The organism is Streptomyces sp. NPDC047917 (assembly GCF_043204345.1).
Classification (GTDB): domain Bacteria; phylum Actinomycetota; class Actinomycetes; order Streptomycetales; family Streptomycetaceae; genus Streptomyces; species Streptomyces sanglieri.
This window is the reverse complement of record NZ_JBIDCA010000003.1, coordinates 1-22327: the sequence shown is the minus strand read 5'-3', so window position 1 is coordinate 22327 and position 22327 is coordinate 1. Positions and strand designations below refer to the sequence as shown.

The 22327-nt window shown below is 70.8% G+C and carries 21 protein-coding genes and 1 pseudogene; 11 read left to right on the top strand and 11 right to left on the bottom strand.

The window, feature by feature from the left end; genetic code table 11:
- Positions 1-107: 107 nt before the first annotated feature.
- The 5 genes from ACGF8B_RS07095 to miaA all read right to left on the bottom strand — a co-directional run bounded on the left by ACGF8B_RS07095 (position 108) and on the right by miaA (position 6440).
- Positions 108-1562, bottom strand: coding sequence for a M1 family metallopeptidase (locus ACGF8B_RS07095; protein ID WP_392735534.1), 1455 nt, complete (start codon positions 1560-1562; stop codon positions 108-110).
- A 96-nt stretch (positions 1563-1658) separates the two neighbouring features.
- Positions 1659-3824, bottom strand: a complete 2166-nt coding sequence (locus ACGF8B_RS07090; protein ID WP_392735532.1) for a RelA/SpoT family protein — start codon at positions 3822-3824, stop codon at positions 1659-1661.
- Positions 3825-3964: 140 nt separating this feature from the next.
- Positions 3965-4837, bottom strand: a complete 873-nt coding sequence (dapF, locus tag ACGF8B_RS07085) for a diaminopimelate epimerase (RefSeq protein WP_392735530.1) — start codon at positions 4835-4837, stop codon at positions 3965-3967.
- A 119-nt stretch (positions 4838-4956) separates the two neighbouring features.
- On the bottom strand, positions 4957-5394 hold the full coding sequence (locus ACGF8B_RS07080; RefSeq protein WP_124721527.1) for a hypothetical protein: 438 nt from the start codon (positions 5392-5394) through the stop codon (positions 4957-4959).
- A 107-nt stretch (positions 5395-5501) separates the two neighbouring features.
- Positions 5502-6440, bottom strand: a complete 939-nt coding sequence (gene miaA, locus ACGF8B_RS07075) for a tRNA (adenosine(37)-N6)-dimethylallyltransferase MiaA (RefSeq protein WP_392735528.1) — start codon at positions 6438-6440, stop codon at positions 5502-5504.
- Positions 6441-6668: 228 nt separating this feature from the next.
- Between miaA and ACGF8B_RS07070 the strand changes: the two genes are divergently transcribed.
- The gene (locus ACGF8B_RS07070; RefSeq protein WP_392735526.1) at positions 6669-6935 is read left to right on the top strand and encodes an antitoxin; all 267 of its coding nucleotides are present in this window, start codon (positions 6669-6671) and stop codon (positions 6933-6935) included.
- Between the two features lie 80 nt (positions 6936-7015).
- On the opposite strand, the gene ACGF8B_RS07065 is transcribed toward ACGF8B_RS07070, so the two are convergent.
- Together ACGF8B_RS07065 and miaB are read right to left on the bottom strand one after the other, a co-directional pair.
- Positions 7016-7729: a class III extradiol dioxygenase subunit B-like domain-containing protein gene (locus ACGF8B_RS07065; protein ID WP_392735524.1), complete on the bottom strand. Its 714-nt coding sequence runs from the start codon at positions 7727-7729 to the stop codon at positions 7016-7018.
- Positions 7730-8030: 301 nt separating this feature from the next.
- Positions 8031-9524, bottom strand: coding sequence for a tRNA (N6-isopentenyl adenosine(37)-C2)-methylthiotransferase MiaB (miaB, locus tag ACGF8B_RS07060; protein ID WP_392736455.1), 1494 nt, complete (start codon positions 9522-9524; stop codon positions 8031-8033).
- Between the two features lie 145 nt (positions 9525-9669).
- Here miaB and ACGF8B_RS07055 point away from each other — a divergent pair, with 145 nt between their 5' ends.
- Complete coding sequence (locus tag ACGF8B_RS07055; RefSeq protein WP_392735522.1) at positions 9670-10668, top strand: TAXI family TRAP transporter solute-binding subunit; 999 nt, start codon at positions 9670-9672, stop codon at positions 10666-10668.
- A gap of 81 nt (positions 10669-10749) precedes the next feature.
- On the opposite strand, the gene ACGF8B_RS07050 is transcribed toward ACGF8B_RS07055, so the two are convergent.
- Positions 10750-12144, bottom strand: coding sequence for a sensor histidine kinase (locus ACGF8B_RS07050; protein ID WP_392735520.1), 1395 nt, complete (start codon positions 12142-12144; stop codon positions 10750-10752).
- Between the two features lie 15 nt (positions 12145-12159).
- Positions 12160-12852: a response regulator transcription factor gene (locus tag ACGF8B_RS07045; protein WP_124720932.1), complete on the bottom strand. Its 693-nt coding sequence runs from the start codon at positions 12850-12852 to the stop codon at positions 12160-12162.
- A 356-nt stretch (positions 12853-13208) separates the two neighbouring features.
- Here ACGF8B_RS07045 and ACGF8B_RS07040 point away from each other — a divergent pair, with 356 nt between their 5' ends.
- The 9 genes from ACGF8B_RS07040 to ACGF8B_RS07000 all read left to right on the top strand — a co-directional run bounded on the left by ACGF8B_RS07040 (position 13209) and on the right by ACGF8B_RS07000 (position 21224).
- Positions 13209-13994 (top strand): amino acid ABC transporter ATP-binding protein, encoded by a 786-nt coding sequence (locus ACGF8B_RS07040; protein ID WP_392736453.1) that lies wholly within the window; start codon positions 13209-13211, stop codon positions 13992-13994.
- A gap of 69 nt (positions 13995-14063) precedes the next feature.
- Complete coding sequence (locus ACGF8B_RS07035) at positions 14064-14900, top strand: glutamate ABC transporter substrate-binding protein (protein ID WP_392735518.1); 837 nt, start codon at positions 14064-14066, stop codon at positions 14898-14900.
- A 75-nt stretch (positions 14901-14975) separates the two neighbouring features.
- On the top strand, positions 14976-15641 hold the full coding sequence (locus ACGF8B_RS07030) for an amino acid ABC transporter permease (protein ID WP_392735516.1): 666 nt from the start codon (positions 14976-14978) through the stop codon (positions 15639-15641).
- The gene (locus tag ACGF8B_RS07025) at positions 15638-16537 is read left to right on the top strand and encodes an amino acid ABC transporter permease (RefSeq protein ID WP_392735514.1); all 900 of its coding nucleotides are present in this window, start codon (positions 15638-15640) and stop codon (positions 16535-16537) included. Before ACGF8B_RS07030 ends, ACGF8B_RS07025 begins: the two co-directional genes overlap by 4 nt.
- A 221-nt stretch (positions 16538-16758) precedes the next feature.
- The gene (locus ACGF8B_RS07020) at positions 16759-18372 is read left to right on the top strand and encodes an FAD-dependent monooxygenase (protein WP_392735512.1); all 1614 of its coding nucleotides are present in this window, start codon (positions 16759-16761) and stop codon (positions 18370-18372) included.
- Positions 18373-18404: 32 nt separating this feature from the next.
- Positions 18405-18491 carry a putative leader peptide gene (locus tag ACGF8B_RS07015; RefSeq protein ID WP_311605579.1) on the top strand — a complete coding sequence of 29 codons (87 nt, stop codon included), beginning with the start codon at positions 18405-18407 and terminating at the stop codon, positions 18489-18491.
- 103 nt (positions 18492-18594) lie between these two features.
- Positions 18595-19113: a cysteine dioxygenase gene (locus ACGF8B_RS07010; protein WP_392735510.1), complete on the top strand. Its 519-nt coding sequence runs from the start codon at positions 18595-18597 to the stop codon at positions 19111-19113.
- A gap of 53 nt (positions 19114-19166) precedes the next feature.
- Positions 19167-19565: a rhodanese-like domain-containing protein gene (locus tag ACGF8B_RS07005; RefSeq protein WP_392736451.1), complete on the top strand. Its 399-nt coding sequence runs from the start codon at positions 19167-19169 to the stop codon at positions 19563-19565.
- 987 nt (positions 19566-20552) lie between these two features.
- Positions 20553-21224: a hypothetical protein gene (locus ACGF8B_RS07000; protein WP_392735509.1), complete on the top strand. Its 672-nt coding sequence runs from the start codon at positions 20553-20555 to the stop codon at positions 21222-21224.
- 107 nt (positions 21225-21331) lie between these two features.
- On the opposite strand, the gene recX is transcribed toward ACGF8B_RS07000, so the two are convergent.
- Complete coding sequence (gene recX, locus ACGF8B_RS06995) at positions 21332-22063, bottom strand: recombination regulator RecX (RefSeq protein ID WP_392735507.1); 732 nt, start codon at positions 22061-22063, stop codon at positions 21332-21334.
- Positions 22064-22066: 3 nt separating this feature from the next.
- Positions 22067-22327: pseudogene (locus ACGF8B_RS06990) on the bottom strand (DNA recombination/repair protein RecA); the annotation flags it as partial.

Sequence of the window (22327 nt, the reverse complement as noted above, 5' to 3'; positions counted from 1 at the left end):
TCACAACGCGTGACGCCTCCCGATGATTCCCGCTGTCGGGAATCCCGGTCCGGCCGCCGCGGCGACTCGTCGATAGTGGCACGGTCCGTCGCACCCGTCACCCGGGTTTACCGCTGTCCGGCGGGCTTGCTGCTGTGCCAGTCCGGGTGCCCCGGCATCGGCGGGGTCTTCTTCCCGTACAGCCAGCCGTCGAGGAACGAGGTCAGGTCGCGGCCCGCGGTCCGGGACGCCAGGCGGACGAAGTCCTCGGTGGTGGCGTTGGAGTCCCGGTGCTTCTTCACCCAGCTCCGCTCCAGCCGGTCGAAGGCGTTCTCGCCGATCTCCTGGCGCAGCGCGTAGAGGATCAGCGCGCTGCCGTCGTACACCACCGGCCGGAACAGGCTGATCTTCTGTCCGGGCGCCGGGGCGTCGGGGCGGGCCGGCGGACCGCCGGCGGACCGCCAGCCGTCGGACCTGGTGTAGGCCTCGCGCATCCGGCGTTCCAGCGGCTTGTCGGCGTGGTCCTCGGCGTAGCGGGCCTCGTACCAGGTCGCGTGTCCCTCGTTGAGCCACAGATCGGACCAGCGCTGCGGGGAGACGCTGTCGCCGAACCACTGGTGGGCGAGCTCGTGCACCATGATCGATTCGAGGTACCACTCCGGGTAGTCGGTCCCGACGAACAGGGAGCGCTCGAAGAGCGAGAGCGTCTGGGTCTCCAGCTCGAAGCCGGTTTCGGTGTGGGCGACGAGCAGTCCGTACGTCTCGAAGGGGTAGCGGCCGACCTGCTGTTCCATCCACTCCAGCTGGGCGGGGCTCTTGTCGAGCAGGGGTTCGAGGCGTTTGCGGTCGGCGGTGGGCACCACGTCGCGCATCGGCAGCCGGTGCGGGCCGGTCCGGTGCAGGACGGTGGACCGGCCGATGGAGACCTGGGCCAGTTCGGTGGCCATGGGGTGCTCGGTCCGGTAGGTCCAGGTGGTGTCGGCGCCGTGCCGGACCGTGCCGGCGGGCAGTCCGTTGGCCACCACGGTGAGGTCCTTGGGCGCGGTGACCCGGAAGGTGAAGTACGCCTTGTCGGCGGGGTGGTCGTTGCTCGGGAAGACCCGGTGCGCGGCGTCGGCCTGATTGGCCATGGCCAGACCGTCGGCGGTGGGCAGCCAGCCGCCGCTGTCCCGCTCGCCGGTGGGGTCGCTGGTGTGCCGGACGGTGATGTGCAGCGGCACTCCGGCGGGGAGCCGGCCCATGGGTTCGATGACCAGGTCCTCGTCCTCGACGGCGAAGTCGGCGCGCAGTCCGTTGACTTCGACCGCGCGGACCTTGCCCCGGGCGAAGTCGAGGTTGATCCGGTCGAGCGGTTCGGTGGTTCGCGCGTCGATCCTGGTGACGGCCTCCAGCGGCTTGGTGTTGTCGCCGTGGTAGGTCAGTCCGATGTCGTAGGAGCGGACGTCGTACCCGGGGTTGCCCAGGTGGGGGAAGAGCGGATCGCCGATGCCGAGCGGCACGGGAGAGGGGATGGTGGCTGCGACAAGGGTGGCTGATGCGGTGGCCAGCAGGGCGGCCCGAAGACGGCGGGAGATGAACGGCATGAACTACCGCTACCAGCGACTTCCCGCCGGACCGGCGCGGCGCGCGCCGCGCCACCCGAACGAGATACCTGTGGCGGATGGCCCCGCCCGGCGGAGTCAGACGGTGGCGGCGCGGTGTTTGGCGCGGCTCACGTCGTACACCCCGGGCACGTCACGCATGGCGCGCATCAGGGCCGGCAGTCCGGCCGCGTCGGGGAGTTGCAGGGTGTAGGTGTGCCGGACCCGCTGTTCGCTGGGGGGTTCGACGGTGGCGGAGATGATCGCCGCGTCCGCCGTCGCGATCGCCTCGGTGAGGTCGGCGAGCAGCCGGGGCCGTCCGAAGGATTCGGCGACCAGTGTGACCCTGCACTCGGTGGCGTCCGTCCAGCTCACTCCGACCGGTGTCCGGCCGACGGACCGCATCCGGGCGACGGCGGGGCACTCCAGCCGGTGCACGGTGACGGCGCCGCCGCGTACGACGAATCCGGTGACGGCGTCGGGGGGCACGGGGGTGCAGCAGCCCGCGAGCCGTACCGGGGCGTCCGGCCGGTCCACCACGGCGCTCGCGGTGGTGGCGGGCCCGCTGCCGGTGGTCTGCTGCGGCTGCGGGCCGGGCCTGGTGTGGCCGCGCTGCCCGGGTCCGGCCCCGGCGGGCCGGCCGGCGTGCGGGCCGTGGGTGTCCTCGGGGTGGGTGTCCAGCCAGCCGGTGATGGCGATGCGGGCCGTGGGGGTACGGGCGTGGTCGAGCCAGTCGGGCGAGGGGCCCGAGGCTGCGTCCTCGGCGAGCAGCAGCTGCACGGTGTCGCCGTCGCTGAGCACGGTGCCGAGGGTGGCCAGGCGGCCGTTGACCCGGGCGCCGATGCAGTTGTGCGCCTCGTCGCCGTACTGCGCGTAGGCGGCGTCGACGCAACTGGCCCCGGCGGGCAGCCCGAGCGTGCCGCCGTCGGTCCGGAAGACCGTGATCTCCCGGTCCTGGGCCAGGTCGGCGCGGAGCGTGGTCCAGAACGTGTCGGGGTCCGGGGCGGACTGCTGCCATTCGAGGAGCCGGGAGAGCCAGCCCGGCCGGGTGGGGTCGGCGCGCTCCCCGTCCGCGGGTTCGGCGGGCTGGGAGCCGGTGCCGCTGTCCGCGGCGTACGGATTGCCGAGGGCGATGACGCCGGCCTCGGCGACCTTGTGCATCCGGTGGGTGCGGATGAGGACTTCGGCGACCGCCCCGTCCGCGCCCACGACGGCGGTGTGCAGCGACTGGTACAGGTTGAACTTGGGGGCGGCGATGAAGTCCTTGAACTCGGAGATCACCGGCGTGAAGCAGGTGTGCAGTTCGCCGAGCACGGCGTAGCAGTCGGCGTCCTCGCCCACGAGCACCAGCAGTCGGCCGAAGTCGGTGCCGCGCAGTTCGCCGCGTTTGACGCCGACCCGGTGCACGGACACGAAGTGACGTGGCCTGATGAGGACTTCGGCGGGGATACCGGCCTCCCGCAGCACCGTCGTGACGCTCTCGGCGATGGCCGCGAGCGGGTCCTGCCGGGCGGCACCGGAGCCCTCCGACCGCGCGGCGGCGGCGTCGATCAGCGCGCGGGTCCGCTCGTACTCCTCGGGGTGGAGGATCGCGAAGACGAGGTCCTCCAGCTCGGTCTTGAGGGCCTGCACGCCGAGCCGTTCGGCCAGCGGGATCAGCACGTCCCGGGTGACCTTGGCGATCCTGGCCTGTTTCTCGGGCCGCATCACGCCGAGGGTGCGCATGTTGTGCAGCCGGTCGGCGAGCTTGATGGACATGACCCGGACGTCGTCCCCGGTGGCGACGAGCATCTTGCGGAAGGTCTCCGGCTCGGCGGCGGCGCCGTAGTCGACCTTCTCCAGCTTGGTCACGCCGTCGACGAGATAGCAGACCTCTCTGCCGAACTGGTCCCGCACCTGATCGAGGGTCACATCGGTGTCCTCGACGGTGTCGTGGAGCAGCGATGCGGTGAGCGTCGTCGTCTCCGCGCCGAGCTGGGCGAGGATCAGGGTGACCGCGAGCGGGTGGGTGATGTACGGCTCGCCGCTCTTGCGCATCTGGCCCCGGTGCGAGGACTCCGCGAGTACGTAGGCCCGGCGCAGGATCGACAGGTCGGCGTCCGGGTAGTGGGCCCGGTGGGCCTCGGCGACGTGGCCGATGGCGTCGGGCAGCCGGTCCCGGGAGACGGGGCCGAGCAGCGCGACGCGCCCGAGCCTGCGCAGATCGATCCGGGGACGGCCCCGTCTGCGGATGGGGGCACCTGGGCTGGTGGCCTCTGCGCTCATGGGGCACCTCCGGCGACGTCGACCGGCGGTGGGGAGATGCGGTCGCGCCTCCGGGCCGGTGCTTGATGCTACCGAGCCCACCACGTGGCGGAGTGCCGCTCTCGCCCAGCGTGAAACGGATCACCCATTCGAGCGAAGTCCTAACCGGTCACCGTTTCGAGCCAGGCGGGGTCGATCACGCCCTCGGCGACGATCACGGCGGGGCCGGTCATCTCGATCTCGCCGTCCGGCATCTCGGTGATCAGGAGGGTACCGCCCGGCAGGTCGACCGTGTACGTGACCGGGGTGCCGGTCCTGGCGGGGTCCGCGCCGTCCCTGCGGGCCGCGGCGACGGCCACCGCGCAGGCGCCCGTGCCGCAGGAGCGGGTCTCGCCGGAGCCGCGCTCGTGGACCCGCATGGCGACATGACGCGGTCCGCGGTCCACGACGAACTCGATGTTGACGCCGTCGGGGTAGACGGCCGCGGGGCTGAAGGGCGGTACGGAGAGCAGATCGCCGGCGTGGGCCAGATCGTCGACGAAGGCGACCGCGTGGGGGTTGCCCATGTTCACGTTGCGGGCGTTCCAGCTGCGGCCGTCGAGGCTGACCGTGACGCCGTCCTCGGGCAGGAGCGCGCGTCCCATGGAGACCGTGATGGCGCCGTCCTTGGCGATGTGCACCTTCTTCACGCCGCCCCGGGTCGCGACGGCGAGGTCGCCCCTTTCGACGAGTCCGGCGCGCTGGAGGTAGCCGGCGAAGACCCGGACCCCGTTGCCGCACATCTCGGCGATCGAGCCGTCCGCGTTGCGGTAGTCCATGAACCATTCGGCCTCGGCCGCCATGGCCTGTGCCTCGGGGTGCGCGGCGGACCGTACGGCATGCAGCAGCCCGTCGCCGCCGATGCCGGCCCGGCGGTCGCAGAGCCGGGCGACGGCGGACGCGGGCAGGTCGATGGCGTTGTCCGGGTCGGGAACGATCACGAAGTCGTTCTCGGTGCCGTGACCCTTGAGGAAGGCGATCTGCGAGTTGCTCACAGGGCAACTGTACGAAACGGCGCCGACAACCGACGTCCCCGGCCGTCCCGCGGGCGTCGGAATGACGCCGGGACCTGCGGAATGACCCCGGTCCTGCGGAGAAGGGCCGGCTCCGGCCGTCACTGGAGCCGTGCGACCCGCCAGACGGCCAGGGCGACCAGCGCGCCGCCGACGACGACGTACAGGGCGATCACCCGCCAGTCGGAGCGCTCGCCCGAGCCGCGCTGCGGCAGGCCGGGCCAGGTGTAGCCCACCCGGCGGGCCGCCATCATGCCCCAGCCCGCGGCGCAGCAGCTGATCAGCAGGCCGAGCATGGCCACGACCGCGCCGCCGTCGCCGAACTCGAAGGCCAGCGGGAAGGCGAACATCAGCGATCCCACCGCGGCGAGCATGACGATCGGTGCCAGCTGCCAGATCCGCAGCCGGCGCGCGGGGCGCAGCTCGACCTCGACCTCGGGGGTCGCTTCGAGCTCGTCCGGCCCGTCGGGGCTCAGACTTCCCGCCTCGTGCAGCGCGTCCGGTGCGTCTTGTTCAGTGTCGCGAGGGCCGGCCTCCATCGCCACGCGCCCTCCCAACTCGGACTCCACTGGTCGATCGATGCTCGATGATGGCACGCTCCAGGTCGCCGAAATGACGGGCAGGGCTTCCCGATGCCATCACGTGATCAGGCTGTAACCGCTCGTTCGACCAACGCCAGCGCCTGGCGCGGGAGTTCCCCGCGGTGTTCTGCGGCACCGCTCAGCCAGTGGACCCGCGGGTCGCGGCGGAACCACGAGTCCTGACGGCGGGCGAATCGCTTGGTGGCGCGGACGGTCTCGGCCCGCGCCTCCTCCTCGGTGCACTCCTGGGCCAGCGCGGCGAGCACCTGCTGGTAGCCGAGCGCCCGGGAGGCGGTCCGCCCCTCACGCAGGCCGTGGGTCTCCAGGGCGCGCACCTCGTCCACGAGACCGGCCGCCCACATCCGGTCGACCCTCAGGGCGATGCGTTCGTCGAGTTCGGGGCGGGCCACGTCGACGCCGATCTGGACGGTGTCGTACACCGCATCGTTACCGGGGAGGTTGGCGGTGAAGGGCTTGCCGGTGATCTCGATGACTTCGAGGGCCCTGACGATCCGGCGGCCGTTGCTCGGCAGAATGGCCCGGCCGGCTTCGGGGTCGGCGGCGGCGAGCCGGGCGTGCAGCGCTCCGGAGCCGCGATCGACCAGCTCCTCCTCCAGCCTGGCCCGCACACCGGGGTCCGTGCCGGGGAACTCCAGGGCGTCGATGGCGCCCTTCACGTAGAGCCCGGAGCCGCCGACCAGGACAGGGGTGCGGCCGGCGGCGAGCAGCCGGTCGATCTCGGCGCGGGCCAGCCGCTGGTATTCGGCGACGCTGGCGGTCTCGGTGACGTCCCAGATGTCCAGGAGGTGGTGCGGGACGGATTCGCGTTCGGCGAGCGTCAGCTTCGCGGTACCGATATCCATCCCCCGGTAGAGCTGCATGGAGTCGGCGTTGACCACTTCGCCGTCGAGCTGCTGAGCAAGAAATACTCCCAGATCGGACTTTCCGGCCGCAGTGGGACCGACGACGGTGATGACCCGCGGTGCGGGAGCTGTGCTTCTCACCGCCACAGTCTCGCAAACCTCCGGCGCTCTTCCCGAACGAGTGAGGTGACCGCCCGGGAACGGGAATCGTTCCCCGCCCCGGTGAGGGCCTGTCCGCCTCTTGCCCGCCAGGCCCCTCCGGGCGACGCGGTTCCTCGCGCAGACCAGTAGAATTCACATTGAATATGGGCGTTTTTTCATGGTTTGAAGAAGCGCTCGACCGCAGTCCCCCAGCAGGGAAGGTGCCCGATGGGCTTCCTGGACAATTTGAAGGCCAAGCTGAGCCCCGCCAAGGAGAAGGTCGGCGAACTCGCGCATCAGCACGGGGACAAGATCGACCAGGGGCTCGACAAGGCCGCACGGACGGTCGACCAAAAGACCAAGGGCAAGTACAGCGACAAGATCGAGTCCGGCGCGCGGAAGGCCAAGGACGCGGTCGAGCGCCTGTCCCACAAGGACGAGGGTGGTACGCCGCCCGCTTCCAGGGACGAGGGTGGCACGCCGCCCGCTTCCTGACCATGAACTGACCGAGTCCGGGTGACGGCCGTGCGGCGACGCCGCCGTACGGCCGTTTCCCGTGGTCCTCGGGCGGCGGCTCAGGACCAGGCGGCGACCAGGTATCCCACGCCGTAGGGGGCGTCCTCGTACAGCAGCCGTCCCGCCAGACCCGCACCCCGCGCGGCGCCCGCGAGCACCTGCCAGGGCGCCCGGCCCGCCGCCTTCAGCTCGTACGCCAGTGCCTCGTCCAGCGCGATGAGCGCGTCCGGGTCCGCCGCTCCCAGCGCGCGGGCGGCCGCCGCGTCGAAGGCCTCGGCGCGTTCGTCCAGGTAACCGGGGGCCTTGAGCGTGCGGCAGGCACTGCCGTCACCCATCACGAGCAGCGCGACCCGGTCCGCCCTGGCGGCCAGGTCCCGCCCGGCGTCCGTACAGCGGTCGGTCGCCAGCGGCTCCCCCACACCGAGCCCCTCCACCGGCACACCGGTCCATTCGGCGCGGGCCAGCAGCCAGGCGCCGACGGCGAGGGACGGCGGCAGCGGGCGGTCCGTCGCCGGTCCGAGGTCGCGGCCGAGCCGTACGCCGAGGTCGACGCCGAATCCCCGGAAGGTGCCGGTGGTCCCCTCGGGGTGCGGTCCGCGGTCCGGCCGGTCCGCGGGCCCGACCACGATCAGCAGGTCGGGGCGCGCGGCGGCGAGCACGCCGAGGGCGTCGGCGCAGGCGTCCCGCAGGGTGTCGAGCTCGGGCGCGGCACCGGCGGCGACCTCGGGTACCAGCAGGGGTGGGCAGGGGCAGACAGCGGCGGCGACAAGCATGGTCGGCAGCGTATCGCCTGGGCACCGCGGGCCGGCCACCGTCGGGCGGCGGCCGGGAGCGGGCATGCAGCCCGGCGTCGGGCACCCCGGTGCGGGTCGCGGCCGCAGCCCGACGTCGGGGCGTCACGGTGTCGACCGCAGCCCGACGTCTTGGCGTCACAGTGCCGGTCGCAGCCCGACGTCTTGGCGTCACAGTGCCGGTCGCAGCCCGCCCTCGGGCGCCCCGGTGTCGGTCGCAGCCCGGCCTCGCCGTCGTCACGGCGCAAGTCACGGCCGCCGCCTGCCCAGAGTCGGCACGGTGTCAGTCGCAGCCGCAGCCCGGAGCCGCCGTGGCGGGCAGCGGTGCCGGGGCGCCGACCGTCGGCAGTCCCAGCATCACTCCGGCCGGCTTGGCGGTCTCGGCGGCGTTGCGCTTCTCCCAGGCGTCCCCGGCCCGGGTCCGCCGCACGGCGAGCGGCGCGCCCTCGGCGAGCAGGTGGTGCGGGGCCGCGTAGCTGATCTCCACGGTCACCACGTCACCGGGGCGCACGTCCTCGTCCGGCTTGGTGAAGTGGACCAGGCGGTTGTCGGGGGCCCGGCCGGAGAGGCGGTGGGTGGCGCCGTCCTTGCGGCCCTCGCCCTCCGCGACCATGATCTCCAGCGTCCGGCCGACCTGCTTCTTGTTCTCCTCCCAGGAGATCTCCTCCTGGAGGACCGACAGGCGCATGTACCGCTCCTGGACGACCTCCTTGGGGATCTGCCCCTCCATCTCGGCGGCCGGGGTGCCGGGGCGCTTGGAGTACTGGAAGGTGAAGGCGTTGGCGAAGCGCGCCTCGCGGACCGCGTGCATGGTCTGTTCGAAGTCCTCCTCGGTCTCGCCGGGGAAGCCCACGATGATGTCCGTGGAGATGGCGGCGTCCGGCATCGCGGCGCGCACCTTCTCGATGATGCCGAGGAAGCGCTCCTGCCGGTAGGAGCGCCGCATCGCCTTGAGGATCGTGTCCGAGCCCGACTGCATCGGCATGTGGAGCTGGGGCATCACATTGGGCGTTTCCGCCATCGCCGCGATCACGTCGTCCGTGAAGTCGCGGGGGTGCGGGGAGGTGAACCGGACCCGCTCCAGGCCCTCGATCTTCCCGCAGGCGCGCAGCAGCTTGGAGAACGCCTCGCGGTCGCCGATGTCGGAGCCGTACGCGTTCACGTTCTGGCCGAGCAGGGTGATCTCGGAGACGCCCTCGGCGACCAGGGCCTCGATCTCGGCGAGGATGTCGCCGGTGCGGCGGTCCTTCTCCTTGCCGCGCAGCGCCGGGACGATGCAGAAGGTGCAGGTGTTGTTGCAGCCGACGGAGATCGAGACCCACGCGGCGTAGGCGGACTCGCGGCGGGTGGGGAGCGTGGAGGGGAATGCCTCCAGGGATTCGGCGATCTCGATCTGCGCCTCCTCCTGGATACGGGCGCGCTCCAGCAGCACGGGCAGCTTGCCGATGTTGTGCGTGCCGAAGACGACGTCGACCCAGGGGGCACGCCGCACGATGGTGTCGCGGTCCTTCTGCGCCAGGCAGCCGCCGACGGCGATCTGCATGCCGGGCCGCCTGGTCTTCATCGGGGCGAGCCGGCCGAGGTTGCCGTAGAGCTTGTTGTCGGCGTTCTCCCGCACCGCGCAGGTGTTGAAGACCACGACGTCGGCGTCTCCGTCGGAGCCCTCGGCGGCACGTACGTAACCCGCGCCCTCCAGCAGCCCCGACAGCCGCTCGGAGTCGTGGACGTTCATCTGGCACCCGTAGGTGCGCACCTCGTACGTTTTCAAACCGTCCACTACTCCACCAGCCACGTCGTTGCCGCTCACCCGTCCAGGGTAAGGGCTCCGGTCGGGCCCCGATGATGGATACCCCGCCCGGCGACCACCCGCCGCCGGGGAGCGGCCCTGGTCATCGCCGGAGCGGGCTGGCAGGATCGCCGCCATGCTCCAGGCACTCTCCCGAATCGGCAGCCGACGCGTTCTCCAGGTGTGCACCGCCGTCGCCGTCGTGCTCGGGCTGCTGCTGTGGTGGCTGCTGCCGCTCGGGCAGCCGGCCCCGACCGGAACGCTCACCTTCAGCACCGGTGTGCGCAGCGGGGTCTACCAGCGTTACGGCGAACGCCTCAAGGGCGACCTGGCCAGGGACCTTCCCGAGGTGTCGATAAAGCTGCAGACCAGTGAGGGCTCGCAGCAGAACATCGCCCGGGTGGCGACCGGGAAGGCCGATTTCACCATCGCCACCACCGACGCCCTCGCCACCTACCTGCGCAGCGGCAAGCCGGGCGCGGACCGGCTGCGGGGCTGTGTGCGGTTGTACGACGACTACATCCAGCTGGTCGTGCCCCGCGACTCGGCGGTGCGCAGGGTCTCGGACCTGCGCGGCAAGCGGGTCGGAGTGGGGCAGCGGGGTTCGGGGGTGCGGCTGGTCGCCGACCGGCTGCTGAAGGCCGCGGGGCTCGACCCCGAGGATGACGTGACACCGGTCTCCGCCGGTATCGACACCATGCCGAAGCAGCTGGAGAACGACCGCCTCGATGCCTTCTTCTGGTCCGGCGGGCTGCCCACGTCCGCGGTGCAGGAGCTGTCGAACCGGTTCGCGATCCGGTTGGTGCCGCTGGAGGCCGCACTGGTCAAGGAGCTCCAGGCGGCGGGCGGGTCCGCCCGCTACTACCGTTCGGCGATGATGCCCGCCGACGCCTACCACAGTGCGCAGCAGGACCAGGCGGTGCCGACGGTCGCGGTCGCCAATGTGCTCGTGACCACGGAACGTTCCGATCCGGCGATGACGGAGGCGTTCACCCGGACCGTGATCGACAGTCGGGACCGGATCGGGCGCGAGGTGCACGCGGCCCAGCTGGTGGATCTGCGTACGGCGATCTACACCGATCCGCTGCCGTTGCACGAAGGGGCCAGCCGCTACTACCGCTCGGTCAAGCCCTGATCGCTCCGCCTCTTCGTGCCATGCCGCTCAGCCCCGCTTCTTCATGCGTTCCGCTCAGCCCGCTTCTGCACACCGCTTCGCTCAGCCCTGCGGGCCGTTGCGCGGCACCGAGACCGTGACCCGCAGCCCGTGCGGTTCACGGGCCGCGTAGCTCAGGGAGCCGCCGCCGGCCGCCAGGAGCGCCTGCGCGATGGAGAGCCCGAGGCCGGAACCCTGGATGTTCTGGTGCTGGGTGCTGCGCCAGAAGCGGTCGCCGACGCGTTCCATCTCCTGTGCGGTGAGGCCGGGCCCGCGGTCGGTGACGACGACCGTGACGTCGTCCCGGCCGGAGGCGACCGTGACGACGACCTCTTCCCCGGCAGGGGTGAACTTCAGGGCGTTGTCGATGATCGCGTCGAGCGCGCTCGACAGCGCGATCGGATCCACCCAGGCCGTCACCGCGGACGAGCCGTCCGCCCGGAGCCGTACCCCCTTCTCCTCGGCGACCGGCCGCCAGGACGCGACGCGCTCCGCGGTGAGCGCGCCGATGTCCGTGAGCTGCAGATCCGCCGCGGCATGCTCGGCCAGCGCCAGGTCGAGCAGGTCGTCGAGGACCTGTGCGAGGCGCTTGCCCTCCGTGCGCACGGAGGCGATCTCCTCGTTGTCCTCGGGGAGTTCGAGCGCGAGGAGCTCGATCCGCAGCAGCAGCGCGGCGAGCGGGTTGCGCAGCTGGTGCGAGGCGTCGGCGACGAAGGCGCGCTGCTGCTCCAGCACGTCCTCGACGTTGTCGGCCATCTCGTTGAACGACCGGGCCAGGCGTCTGAGTTCCGGTGGCCCGCCGGAAGCCGCGACCCTCGATCGCATGCGTCCGCTGGCGATGTCGTGGGTGGCCGCGTCCAGTGTCCGCACCGGCAGCAGGACCCAGCCGGTGAGGCGGATCGCCGCGCCGACGGCGACCAGCATCGCGACCGCTTCGCCGACCGCGATCAGCAGCCAGCCGCGGATCGTGCGCGAGCGCATCTCGTCGGTGGGCGAGTCGAGGACCACCACGGCGACGACATCGCCGTCCCGTACGACGGGTGAGGCGACGACGACCCGGCCGTTCTGCCACGGCCAGACCTGCGGCGGATCGTGGCTGCGCCGCCCGAGCAGGGCTTCCTTGAACGCCTCGCGCCCCTCGCCCTCCAGCGGAAGCTGCCAGGCGGCGGGGGCCTTGGCCATGGCACTGTCGTCGCGGCGGAAGACGCCGGCGCGGATGCCGTAAACGGATGCGTAGGTGTCGAGTTCATTGCGCAGGGTGCGCCGGCGCTCGTCGTATCCGGCGGCCGGATCGGTCATGAACTGCGCGAGTGCGGCGAAACGTGCCGTGTCGTCGATGCGGTCGATGACGACGCGTTGCTGCTGGGCGGCGGCCACGCTGACGGCCAGCGGGAAGCCGAGCGCGAGCAGCACGCCCGCCATGAGAACGATGAGCAGGGGAAGCAGCCGGGTACGCACCTGGGACGTACGCCTCTACGCGGACGGCGCGACGAGGCGGTAGCCGACTCCGCGCACCGTCTCGATCAGTGCGGGCAGCCGCAGCTTGGAACGCAGCGACGCGACGTGCACTTCGAGTGTGCGACCCGTGCCCTCCCAGCTCGTGCGCCACACCTCGCTGATGATCTGCTCCCGGCGGAACACCACGCCGGGGCGCTGGGCGAGCAGCGCAAGCAGGTCGAACTCCTTGCGGGTGAGCTGGACTTCCGATCCGTCGACGCTGACCCGACGGGTCGGCAGCTCGATGTGAACATGGCCGAGACGCAACCCGGCGACGGGCATGGGCACGGTGTCCTCGCCCGGTGCGTTGCGCCGGCTGACGGCATGGATACGGGCGAGCAGTTCGCCGGTGTCGTAGGGCTTGACCACGTAGTCGTCCGCGCCGAGGTTGAGGCCGTGGATCCGCGACCGTACGTCCGCGCGCGCGGTCACCATGATCACCGGAGTGGAGGTGCGCTTGCGGATCTTCCCGCACACCTCGTAGCCGTCCTGGTCGGGCAGGCCGAGATCGAGGAGCACAACGCCGAAAGGCTCCGTGTCGGCGGGCAGCAGCGCCTGCAGGGCCTCCTCGCCGCTGCGCGCGTGCACGACCCGGAAGCCGTGCCGGGCGAGGATCGCGGAGAGCGCGGCGGCGACGTGGTTGTCGTCCTCGACGAGCAGCAGTCTCATGGCCTCCCTCTCCGGTTCTCCGTTGGTTTCGGTAGTGCGGTGCCGGTACGCGGCAGCAGACGTTCGGTGCGGTCTCTCGTACGCTCCCCGTCACTTCCCCGTACCGAGGCGTTTCACGTCATGGCGTACCAGGGCATCCACTCCGATGAGAGGCAGGTCAGTCAAGGCCCGCCTGCCGCATCCGGCCATCTGTTATCCACCCGGTACGCCGCAGGCGTCACATCTCGCGCACCCTTCACACGGAGTGTCCGGTTGCCGCCGGATCGTTATCCTCAATTTCCGCTCAGATGTAATGACGCTGGTAGCACCGCGTCACTAGGGTCCTTCCCAACCGAGGAGGACGGAGCATGAAGCCGATGAGCGGAGTTTCGGTGACCAAGGGTGCCGGGGACGCCGCGCCTGCGGCGGACGACCTTGTCGTACTGAGCAACGTCAACAAGCACTTCGGCGCGCTGCATGTACTCCAGGACATCGACCTGACGATCGCGCGTGGCGAGGTCGTGGTCGTCATCGGGCCCTCCGGGTCCGGGAAGTCCACGCTGTGCCGCACGATCAACCGCTTGGAGACGATCGACTCGGGCGCGATCTCGGTCGACGGCAAGCCGCTGCCCGCGGAGGGCAGGGAGCTGGCCAGGCTGCGTGCCGATGTCGGCATGGTCTTCCAGTCGTTCAATCTCTTCGCGCACAAGACGGTGCTCGAGAACGTGATGCTGGGCCAGATCAAGGTCCGCAGGACGGACAAGAAGGCCGCCGAGGACAAGGCCCGTTCGCTGCTGGACCGGGTGGGTGTGGCGACGCAGGCCGACAAGTACCCCGCCCAGCTCTCCGGCGGTCAGCAGCAGCGCGTGGCCATCGCGCGGGCGCTGGCGATGGACCCGAAGGTGATCCTCTTCGACGAGCCGACATCCGCGCTCGACCCGGAGATGATCAACGAGGTGCTGGAGGTCATGCAGCAGCTCGCCCGGGACGGCATGACGATGGTCGTCGTCACGCACGAGATGGGCTTCGCGCGCTCGGCCGCGAACCGGGTCGTCTTCATGGCGGACGGAAAGATCGTCGAAGAGGCCACGCCCGACCAGTTCTTCAGCAACCCGCGCAGTGACCGGGCCAAGGACTTCCTGTCGAAGATCCTTCACCACTGATTGATCCTGCGCCTCCGGGCCCCGGACCGGCTGATCACTCACATCGCGTCAACTCTAGGGAAAACCACCATGCAGCTTCGTAAGGTCACCGCCGCCTCGGCCGCCGTGCTCGCCCTCGCCATCACCGCCACCGCCTGTGGCTCCAACAAGGATGACGGCGGCTCGGGCGACGGCAAGAAGATCACGATCGGCATCAAGATCGACCAGCCGGGCCTCGGTCTGAAGACCCCCGACGGCAAGTACACCGGCTTCGACGTCGACGTCGCCACGTATGTCGCCAAGGAGCTCGGTTACAAGGCTGAGGACATTGTCTTCAAGGAGACCAAAAGCGCCGACCGCGAGACGGCGATCGAGCGCGGTGACGTGAAGTTCATCGCCGCCACCTACTCGATCAACGACGAGCGGCTGCAGAAGGTCGACTTCGCCGGTCCGTACCTGCTGGCGCACCAGGACATCCTGGTCCGCGCCGACGACAAGACGATCAAGTCGCCGGCCGACCTGAACAAGAAGAAGCTGTGTTCGGTCACCGGCTCGACCTCGGCGAAGAACGTCAAGGACAAGCTGGCCCCGAAGGCCGACCTTCAGGAGTTCGGCGGGTATTCGGAGTGCCTGACCGGCCTGGAGAACAAAGTCGTCGACGCGCTGACCACCGACGACAGCATCCTGGCTGGTTTTGCCTCGCAGCAGAGCTTCCAAGGCAAGTTCAAGCTGGCCGGCTTCAAGATGACCAACGAGAACTACGGCATCGGCCTTAAGAAGGGCGACGCCGATCTGAAGAAGAAGATCGACGCCGCGCTCACCAAGATGGTCTCGGACGGTTCCTGGGACAAGGCCGTGAAGGACAACTTCGGTCCGGCGAACTACAAGAACGAGCCCGCCCCGAAGATCGGCAACATCGTCAAGTGAAGCAGGGCTGACCGGGCGCGCCGTCCGTGAACGGCGGCGCGCCGTGCCCTCCTACACGCGGAAGCGCGGGAGATCGTGTTCGACTTTCTTGAAGGTTACGACCTGCTGGGGGCCTTCTGGGTAACGGTGCAGCTCACCGTCTACTCCGCTCTCGGCGCCCTCATATGGGGAACGCTGCTGGCCGGCATGAAGGTCAGCCCGGTCCCCCTGATGCGCGGCTTCTCCACCGCATACGTGAACGTGGTCCGGAACATTCCGCTGACCGTAATCATGGTGTTCTCGTCACTGGGCCTCTACCAGACCCTGACCATCACCCTCGGCGCCCACGATTCCAAGGGCATCGGCTTCCGGCTGGCAGTGCTCGCCCTGATCGCCTACACCGCCGCCTTCGTGTGCGAGGCGCTGCGCTCCGGCATCAACACCGTCCCGGTCGGCCAGGCCGAAGCGGCACGCGCCCTCGGGCTGAGCTTTACGCAGGTGTTGGGGCTGATCATCCTTCCGCAGGCGTTCCGCGCGGTGGTCAACCCGCTGTCCAATGTGCTGATCGCGCTGACGAAGAACACCACGGTCGCCTCCGCGATCGGAGTCGCCGAGGCCTCGTACCTGATGAAGGGCATGATCGAGGCCGAGGCCCAGCTGATCCTCATCTCCGCGGTATTCGCCTTCGGCTTCATCGTTCTGACCCTCCCGACCGGCCTGATCCTCGGCTGGGTGAGCAAGAAGGTGGCGGTGAAGCGATGAGTTCCGTCCTCTACGACGCCCAGGGACCACGCGCCAAGCAGCGCAACATCCTGTACACGGTTGTGTTCGTGCTGTGCGCCGCAGCCGTGGTCTGGTGGGTGTACGACAGCCTCGCGGAGAAGCACCAGCTCGACTGGATCAAGTGGAAGCCCTTCTTCACCAGCTCCCAGCCTTGGGAGACGTACATCTGGCCGGGTCTCCAGAACACGCTCCAGGCCGCGTTCTTCGCTCTGATCATCGCGCTGCCGCTCGGAGCGCTCTTCGGTGTCGGCCGGCTCTCCGACCACCGGTGGGTGCGGGTTCCGGCCGGCGTGGTCGTGGAATTCTTCCGCGCCATCCCGGTGCTGATCCTGATGATCATCGCGAACGCGGTGTACTCCGAGTACACGAACATCAGCGCCGACGACCGTCCTCTGTACGCCGTGGTGACCGGTCTGGTGCTGTACAACGCCTCCGTGCTCGCGGAGATCGTGCGAGCCGGTATCCACACCCTTCCGAAGGGGCAGGGCGAGGCTGCCAAGGCTCTCGGCATGCGCAAGGGCCAGACCATGGTGTTCGTGCTGCTGCCCCAGGCGGTGACCGCGATGCTGCCCGCGATCGTCAGCCAGCTCGTCGTGATCGTGAAGGACACCGCGCTCGGCGGTGGGGTGCTGACCTTCCCCGAGCTGCTGTCCTCGGTCCGCCCGATGAGCGCGAACTACGGCGCGAACACGATTGCGTGTTTCACCATCGTGGCGCTGATCTACATCGTCGTGAACTTCGCGCTCACGTCGTTCGCGAGCTGGCTGGAGCGCTGGCTCCGGCGCAACAAGAAGAACAAGGGCACGGCGCCCGGGGGCGCACCGGAGACCATCGGTACTCCGTCGCTCGTCGTCGACGACGGGCGCGCCGTCTGACGGCTCGTCGTACGAGGTTCCCGAGGGGCGGTGGCGGATGAGCCACCGCCCCTCGCCGCCTTCCGGTGTCGCTTGACGCGGGCACCGGCAGTAGGTTGCATACGTTCTGTGATCGCGCCCCCTGTCCTCTCCGTCGCCACGCCTCCTCAATCCGCCATCCATCTTTCGATCCGCTCGTCTCTCGCGCCCGCGTCATCCGAACGGATCTCAGGAGCCGCGCCGTGGACCCGGTGATCGTCGTCGGTGCCGGGCCGGTCGGCCTGGCGCTGTCGCTCGCCCTCGCGGCACAAGGGGTGCCCTCCGTCCTGCTCGACGAGGACCCGGGCAAGGACGAGACACGCCCCGCCCGCACCGTGGTGCTGCGCGAGGACACCGCGGCGCTGGTGGAGCGGCTGGGCTGCAAGGCGCTGCGGCACGAGGGGGTGCGGTGGACCGGGTGGCGGTCGATGCGGCGCAAGCAGGTGGTGCGTGAGCTGCCGCTCGGCGAGGACTCGGCCGAGGGCGATGCGTTGCCGGCCCCCATCCATCTGCCGCAGCACGTCCTGACGCGGGAACTGAGGGGCGCGGTGGCCGCCCAGGAGCTGGTGCGGGTGGCCCCGTACAGCCGGATCGACACCCTGGAGCAGGACGCCACCGGCGTCACCGTGCACACCAGGGAGCCGAACGCGACCTGGTGGCGCGGGAGTTACCTGGTGGGCTGCGACGGCGCCAGGTCCACCGTGCGCAAGCTGCTCGACATCCGGTTCCCCGGGCGTACGGCGGTGGAGCGGCATGCCGTCGCGGCGCTGCGCACCGAGCTGCCCTGGCCCGGACAGGCAGTGCTGCACCGGCTGCCGCCGTGGCGCACCGGCGGTGCCGAGGTCACGGCGCGGCCGCTGCCGGACGGTGTCTGGCGGCTTGACTGGCTGCTGCCGCCGCGCGGCGAGCTCGTCACCCCGGACGCGCTGATCACCCGGGTCCGGGACACCCTGGCGGGCTGGTGCGGGGAGACGCCTCCGTACGAACTGCTGGACACGGGCGTGTACACGCTGCACCACCGGCTCGCCCTGCGCTGGCGGGTCGACCGGGCCTTCCTGGCCGGCGACGCCGCCCACCTGCTGGGCGCACTGGGCACCCAGGGGCTCGACGAGGGGCTGCGGGACGCCGAGAACCTGGCCTGGAAGCTGGCCCAGGACTGGCACCACGGCACCTCGGACGTACTGCTCGACAGCTACCAGGCCGAGCGCCGGGCCGCGGTCGCCGCGCGGCTGCGCGCCGCGGACCAGTCGCTGCCGATACTGCGTGGCGGCGGTGGGCTTCGGACGCTGGTACCGGGGAGCGCACGGGAGCACGATTCGCTGCTCGCCGACGGACATCTGGGCTGTGGCCCCCTCGGTGCGCCCCCCTCGTACTCGCATTCGCCCCTTGCGCCCCCACGCGCCGAGGCGCACACATCTGTGGGTACGCCCCCCGGTGCGCCGGTGGCCGATGTGCGGGTGACGGCCCCCGACGGGACGACCGTACGGCTCCGGGAACGGCTGGGGCAGGGGCATCTCCTGGTGGTCCTGGTGGCGCCCGGGACCGGGGTCTGGGACCGGCGTCACTGGATGACCGCCGGTGTCATGCCCCGCCTCGCCGCCGCCGTAGACGCCCTGCCGATGAAGGGCGAACTCCTGGTGACGGAGAGCTATCCGGGGGCGTCGGCCCACACCGTGCTGCTGGTCAGGCCGGACGGTCATCTCGTGACGTCGTTCGGCGGGGTGCAGCCCCGGGATCTCTTCGCGGCGGCGGACGCGGTACGTGGTGGGGCGGTGCGCGCGGCTCTGCGTTCCGACCAGACCGCGGGCATCAATTGACCGGTGCGGACGCAGATGGTGTACTCCGGAACGTGACCGACACCGATGTGCGCCTGTGGCGGAGGGTCCATATGGACCTCGTCCGCTATGCGGGCTGCGTGTGTCGGCCGTCCTGCTGAATCGCCTTCCCCTGCCCCGCCGTGCGCGCTGCCGTACGGGCGGGCCTCCGCGCGAACCCTCAGGACGGTCCCCGTGTCTGCCCCTTCATCACCCCCTGTACGCATGTCCTCCGCCACCGATGCCGCGTCCGGACCGACGGCCGCGGAGCTGCTCGATTTCGTCCGCCGGGTCGCCTCCGACGCCGCGATCGTCGCCTCGCTCCCCCTCGATCCCGAGGGCCGTACCTGGATCCAGCTCGAAGGGCCCGGCGGCAGCGAGGCGTGGCTGATCGGCTGGCCGCCGGGCACCGGTACGGGCTGGCACGACCACGCCGACTCGGTCGGCGCCTTCACCACCGCGACCGGCACGCTCAAGGAACTGTCGCTCGCCGCCCGGCTGCCCACCGACGGCTGGAAGACCCTCGAACTCACCGAGGGCATCGACCGTTCCCGCACGTTGGCCACCGGCCAGGGCAGGGCGTTCGGCCGTCATCATGTCCATGAGGTGCTGAACGAGTCGGACACCGAGCACGCCGTCTCCGTCCACGCGTACTACCCGCCGCTGCCCCGGATCCGGCGCTACAGCCGCAACGGTGCGCTGCTCCGCCTTGAGCAGGTCGAACGGCCGGAGGACTGGCAGTGAGCGATAGCCACTGGGGTGACACGGAGTCGAGCGGGGCCGAGGCCGGGGCTGAGATCGAGGCCGGGGCCGGGGCTGGGATCGGGATCGATGAGCTGCTGGAGCAGGTTCGGGCGGGCTACGTACGGATCGGCCCGCAGGAGACAGCCACCGCCGCTGCGGACGGCGCACTCCTCGTGGACATCCGCTATGCGGAGCTACGGGAACGGGACGGACTGATTCCGGGGGCGCTGGTCGTCGAACGCAATGAACTGGAGTGGCGCCTCGACCCGCGTGGAAGCCATCGAGTCCCACAGGCCGCGAGCCACGACCTCCGGATCGTGGTGATCTGCAACGAGGGCTACGCATCGAGCCTCGCCGTCGCATCCCTGCGACAGCTGGGACTGCACCGGGCGACCGACCTGATCGGCGGCTTCCAGGCATGGCGCGCCGCAGGGCTTCCGGTCGAGGTGTGACTGGCGGAGGTCCGGCCCGGGTCGCGGGGTGATGGGCGGGCCCGGAGTGCGAACCTGGCCCGGACCCCCGGCGCGGGGTTGCGAGGCCCGGGATGCGGGGCGAACCGGGCTCGGAGTGCGGGAAACCAGGTTCGGGACAACGAATGGGCCGGGTGTGCGGGAGGGGGACGAACCAGGTTCGGGGCCCAGCGTGCGGGGGCGAACCGGGCTCGGATCCCTCCGGCGCCGGGTTGCGGGGCCCGGGGGCGCGGCCCGAGTCGGCCGGGCAGCGCGGTGGGGTCCAGTGCCGGTGGTGCGACGGTGCCCAGCACCGTCGCGTACGGAGCGGCACGGTGGCGGGCGTCGTGCCGCCGGGCGTATTGGGTGCTGAGGGCAGTCGGGCCGGTCGGTCCGGTACCGCTGCCAAGGGCTGTGACGGTCAGCGGGACGGGCAGTGCCGGGGCGGCGGTGGAGCGCGGGGTCAGGCCGTGACCGAGGACCGTCCATGCAACAGCCGACCTGGTCAGGAGGCGGCGCCGGATAACCGGATGCCGCCCCCGTGACTGCAGGAAGCGGCGCCGGTGAGGGCAGATCCACAGGCCGAGTCACGGATTGATTCACGGGTTGATTCACGGGTTGAGTCATGGGCCCGAGTCACGGGCCCGAGTCACGGGCCCGAGTCACAAACTCCGCAACGACCGTGACGCCCGCCCGGTGTCCGCCCCTGCACAGACTCTCCACCCCGCAAGGGGGCCCTCTCCTCACTTCTCTAGGCATCGCCGCGCTCCACCCCTCACACCGCCCCGCGCGCAGGCACCTGCCACCTGTCGCCTGCGCGCCGCAGCCTGCCGTGTCTCATTCCGTCCGGGGCCGCCCCGTCACACCGCCCGCCGTTCCCCCGAATCCGCCCATGACACACCCGAACGCCACGCTCCGGTGGAGCAATCCCCGCACCCGGCGGACATTCGCCTCAACGCCAAGGACCGACGTGACGGAGACCTCGCACCCATGCCGACCCCCGCCCCCACCCTCACTCCCGATCAACTGGACGCCCAGGCCGCTCGCCTCCATGACACCGAGGCGTGGCAGCAGATCGTCACCGGCTGGGAAGCCACGGCCCCCGACCCCGTACGGCCTTCCCTTCCCGGCCCCGTGCAGCCTTCTTCCCCCACCACCCCGGAACAGCTGCCGCTCGACCGCCAGTCGGCCGACTGGCGCGACCTGCTGTCCGTGCCGGTCGATCAGCTCATCGCCGACTCCGTGCGCGCCCTGCCTGCGACCGCACCGCGCGAGCGGCCGCTTCCCGGGCGGCTGGGCGCGGTCCTCCCCGATCGGCTCCACTCCTGGCGGCGCATCGGCCAGCCCGAGCTACGGCCCTCCACACACCTCGCCTACGCGAGGCAGATCCTGACCGAATGGGGCTGGCAGAACACTCCGTACCGGCTCCGCAACGCACGCGGCGCACGGTGCATCTGCGGTGCCCTGCTCACCGCGCACCGCCTGGGCTACGGCTCCCTCGACACCGTGGACCGGGCCGGTGCCTGGCTCGTCGCCGAACTCCGCTCCCAGGGCTGGACCGGGCTGATCGGGCCCTGGAACCGTTGCCCCGGTCGCACCGCCGCAGATGCGCTCGCCCTGATCGACGCCACCATCACCCGCGCCGCCCTCGCCGGGCAGTGATCACTCCGCCTCCCCCGCCGACAGCCCCTGACCGTGGGGGGCTGCACCCCCGCGTTCGCGTACAGGACCGTGGGCCCGCGCGGGTTTGTAGGTCCGTGCGCGCCCGGTCAGAAGGGCTCGTCCAGACCCTCCGTGTCCTCGCCCTCTTCCTCCAGCGCCTGCCGCACGACCCGTAGGGCCATGCCCTCCCCGTACCCCTTGCGCGCGAGCATGCCCGCAAGGCGGCGCAGCCGCTTGTCCCGGTCCAGGCCACGGGTGGAGCGCAGTTTTCGCGCGACCAGCTCGCGGGCGGTCGCCTCCTCCTGCTCCGAGTCGAGCTGCCCCACGGCCTCGTCGATCACGGCGGAATCCACCCCCTTGGTGCGCAGCTCACGGACGAGAGCCCGGCGGGCCAGTCCGCGCCCGTGGCGCCGGGACTCCACCCAGGCGTCCGCGAACGCCGCATCGTCGATCAACCCGACGTCCTCGAAGCGCGAGAGCACTTCTTCGGCCGCCTCGTCCGGGATCTCCCGCTTGCGCAGGGCATCCGCGAGCTGCTTGCGCGTGCGGGGGGTCCCGGTGAGCAGGCGCAGACAGACGTTGCGCGCCTGCTCGACCGGGTCTCGCGGCTCCCCTTTCTCGGCCCTCGACGAGGAAGGGGAACCGCTGCTCCTGGTGCGGGAACGGGCACGACGCCCCGCCCCCTCGCCGAATCCGGCCTCCGAGCCCCTGTCACGGCCGGGACCGGCCTCCGGCTCGTACGCATCCTCGGACTCGGCCATGTACCCGGCGGCGATCTCATGGCCGGGTCCGGCGTGCTGGTCAGTGGCGCTGACCGGCCACTCCGTACGACGCGTCACGGTCTAGCTCTTGGCCGCCGCGGTCTTGGCCGGCTTGGTCTTGCCGGCCGGGGCGGGCACCGACTTCGCGCTGTCGGCCGGAGCCGCGGCACCGCCCGCCGTGTCCGCGCCGGACTCGGCGGCGTTGTCGTCGGGCCTGACCCCGATGCCCAGCTTCTCCAGGATCTTCTTCTCGATCTCGTTGGCGAGATCGGGGTTGTCCTTGAGGAAGTTGCGGGCGTTCTCCTTGCCCTGGCCGAGCTGGTCGCCCTCGTACGTGTACCA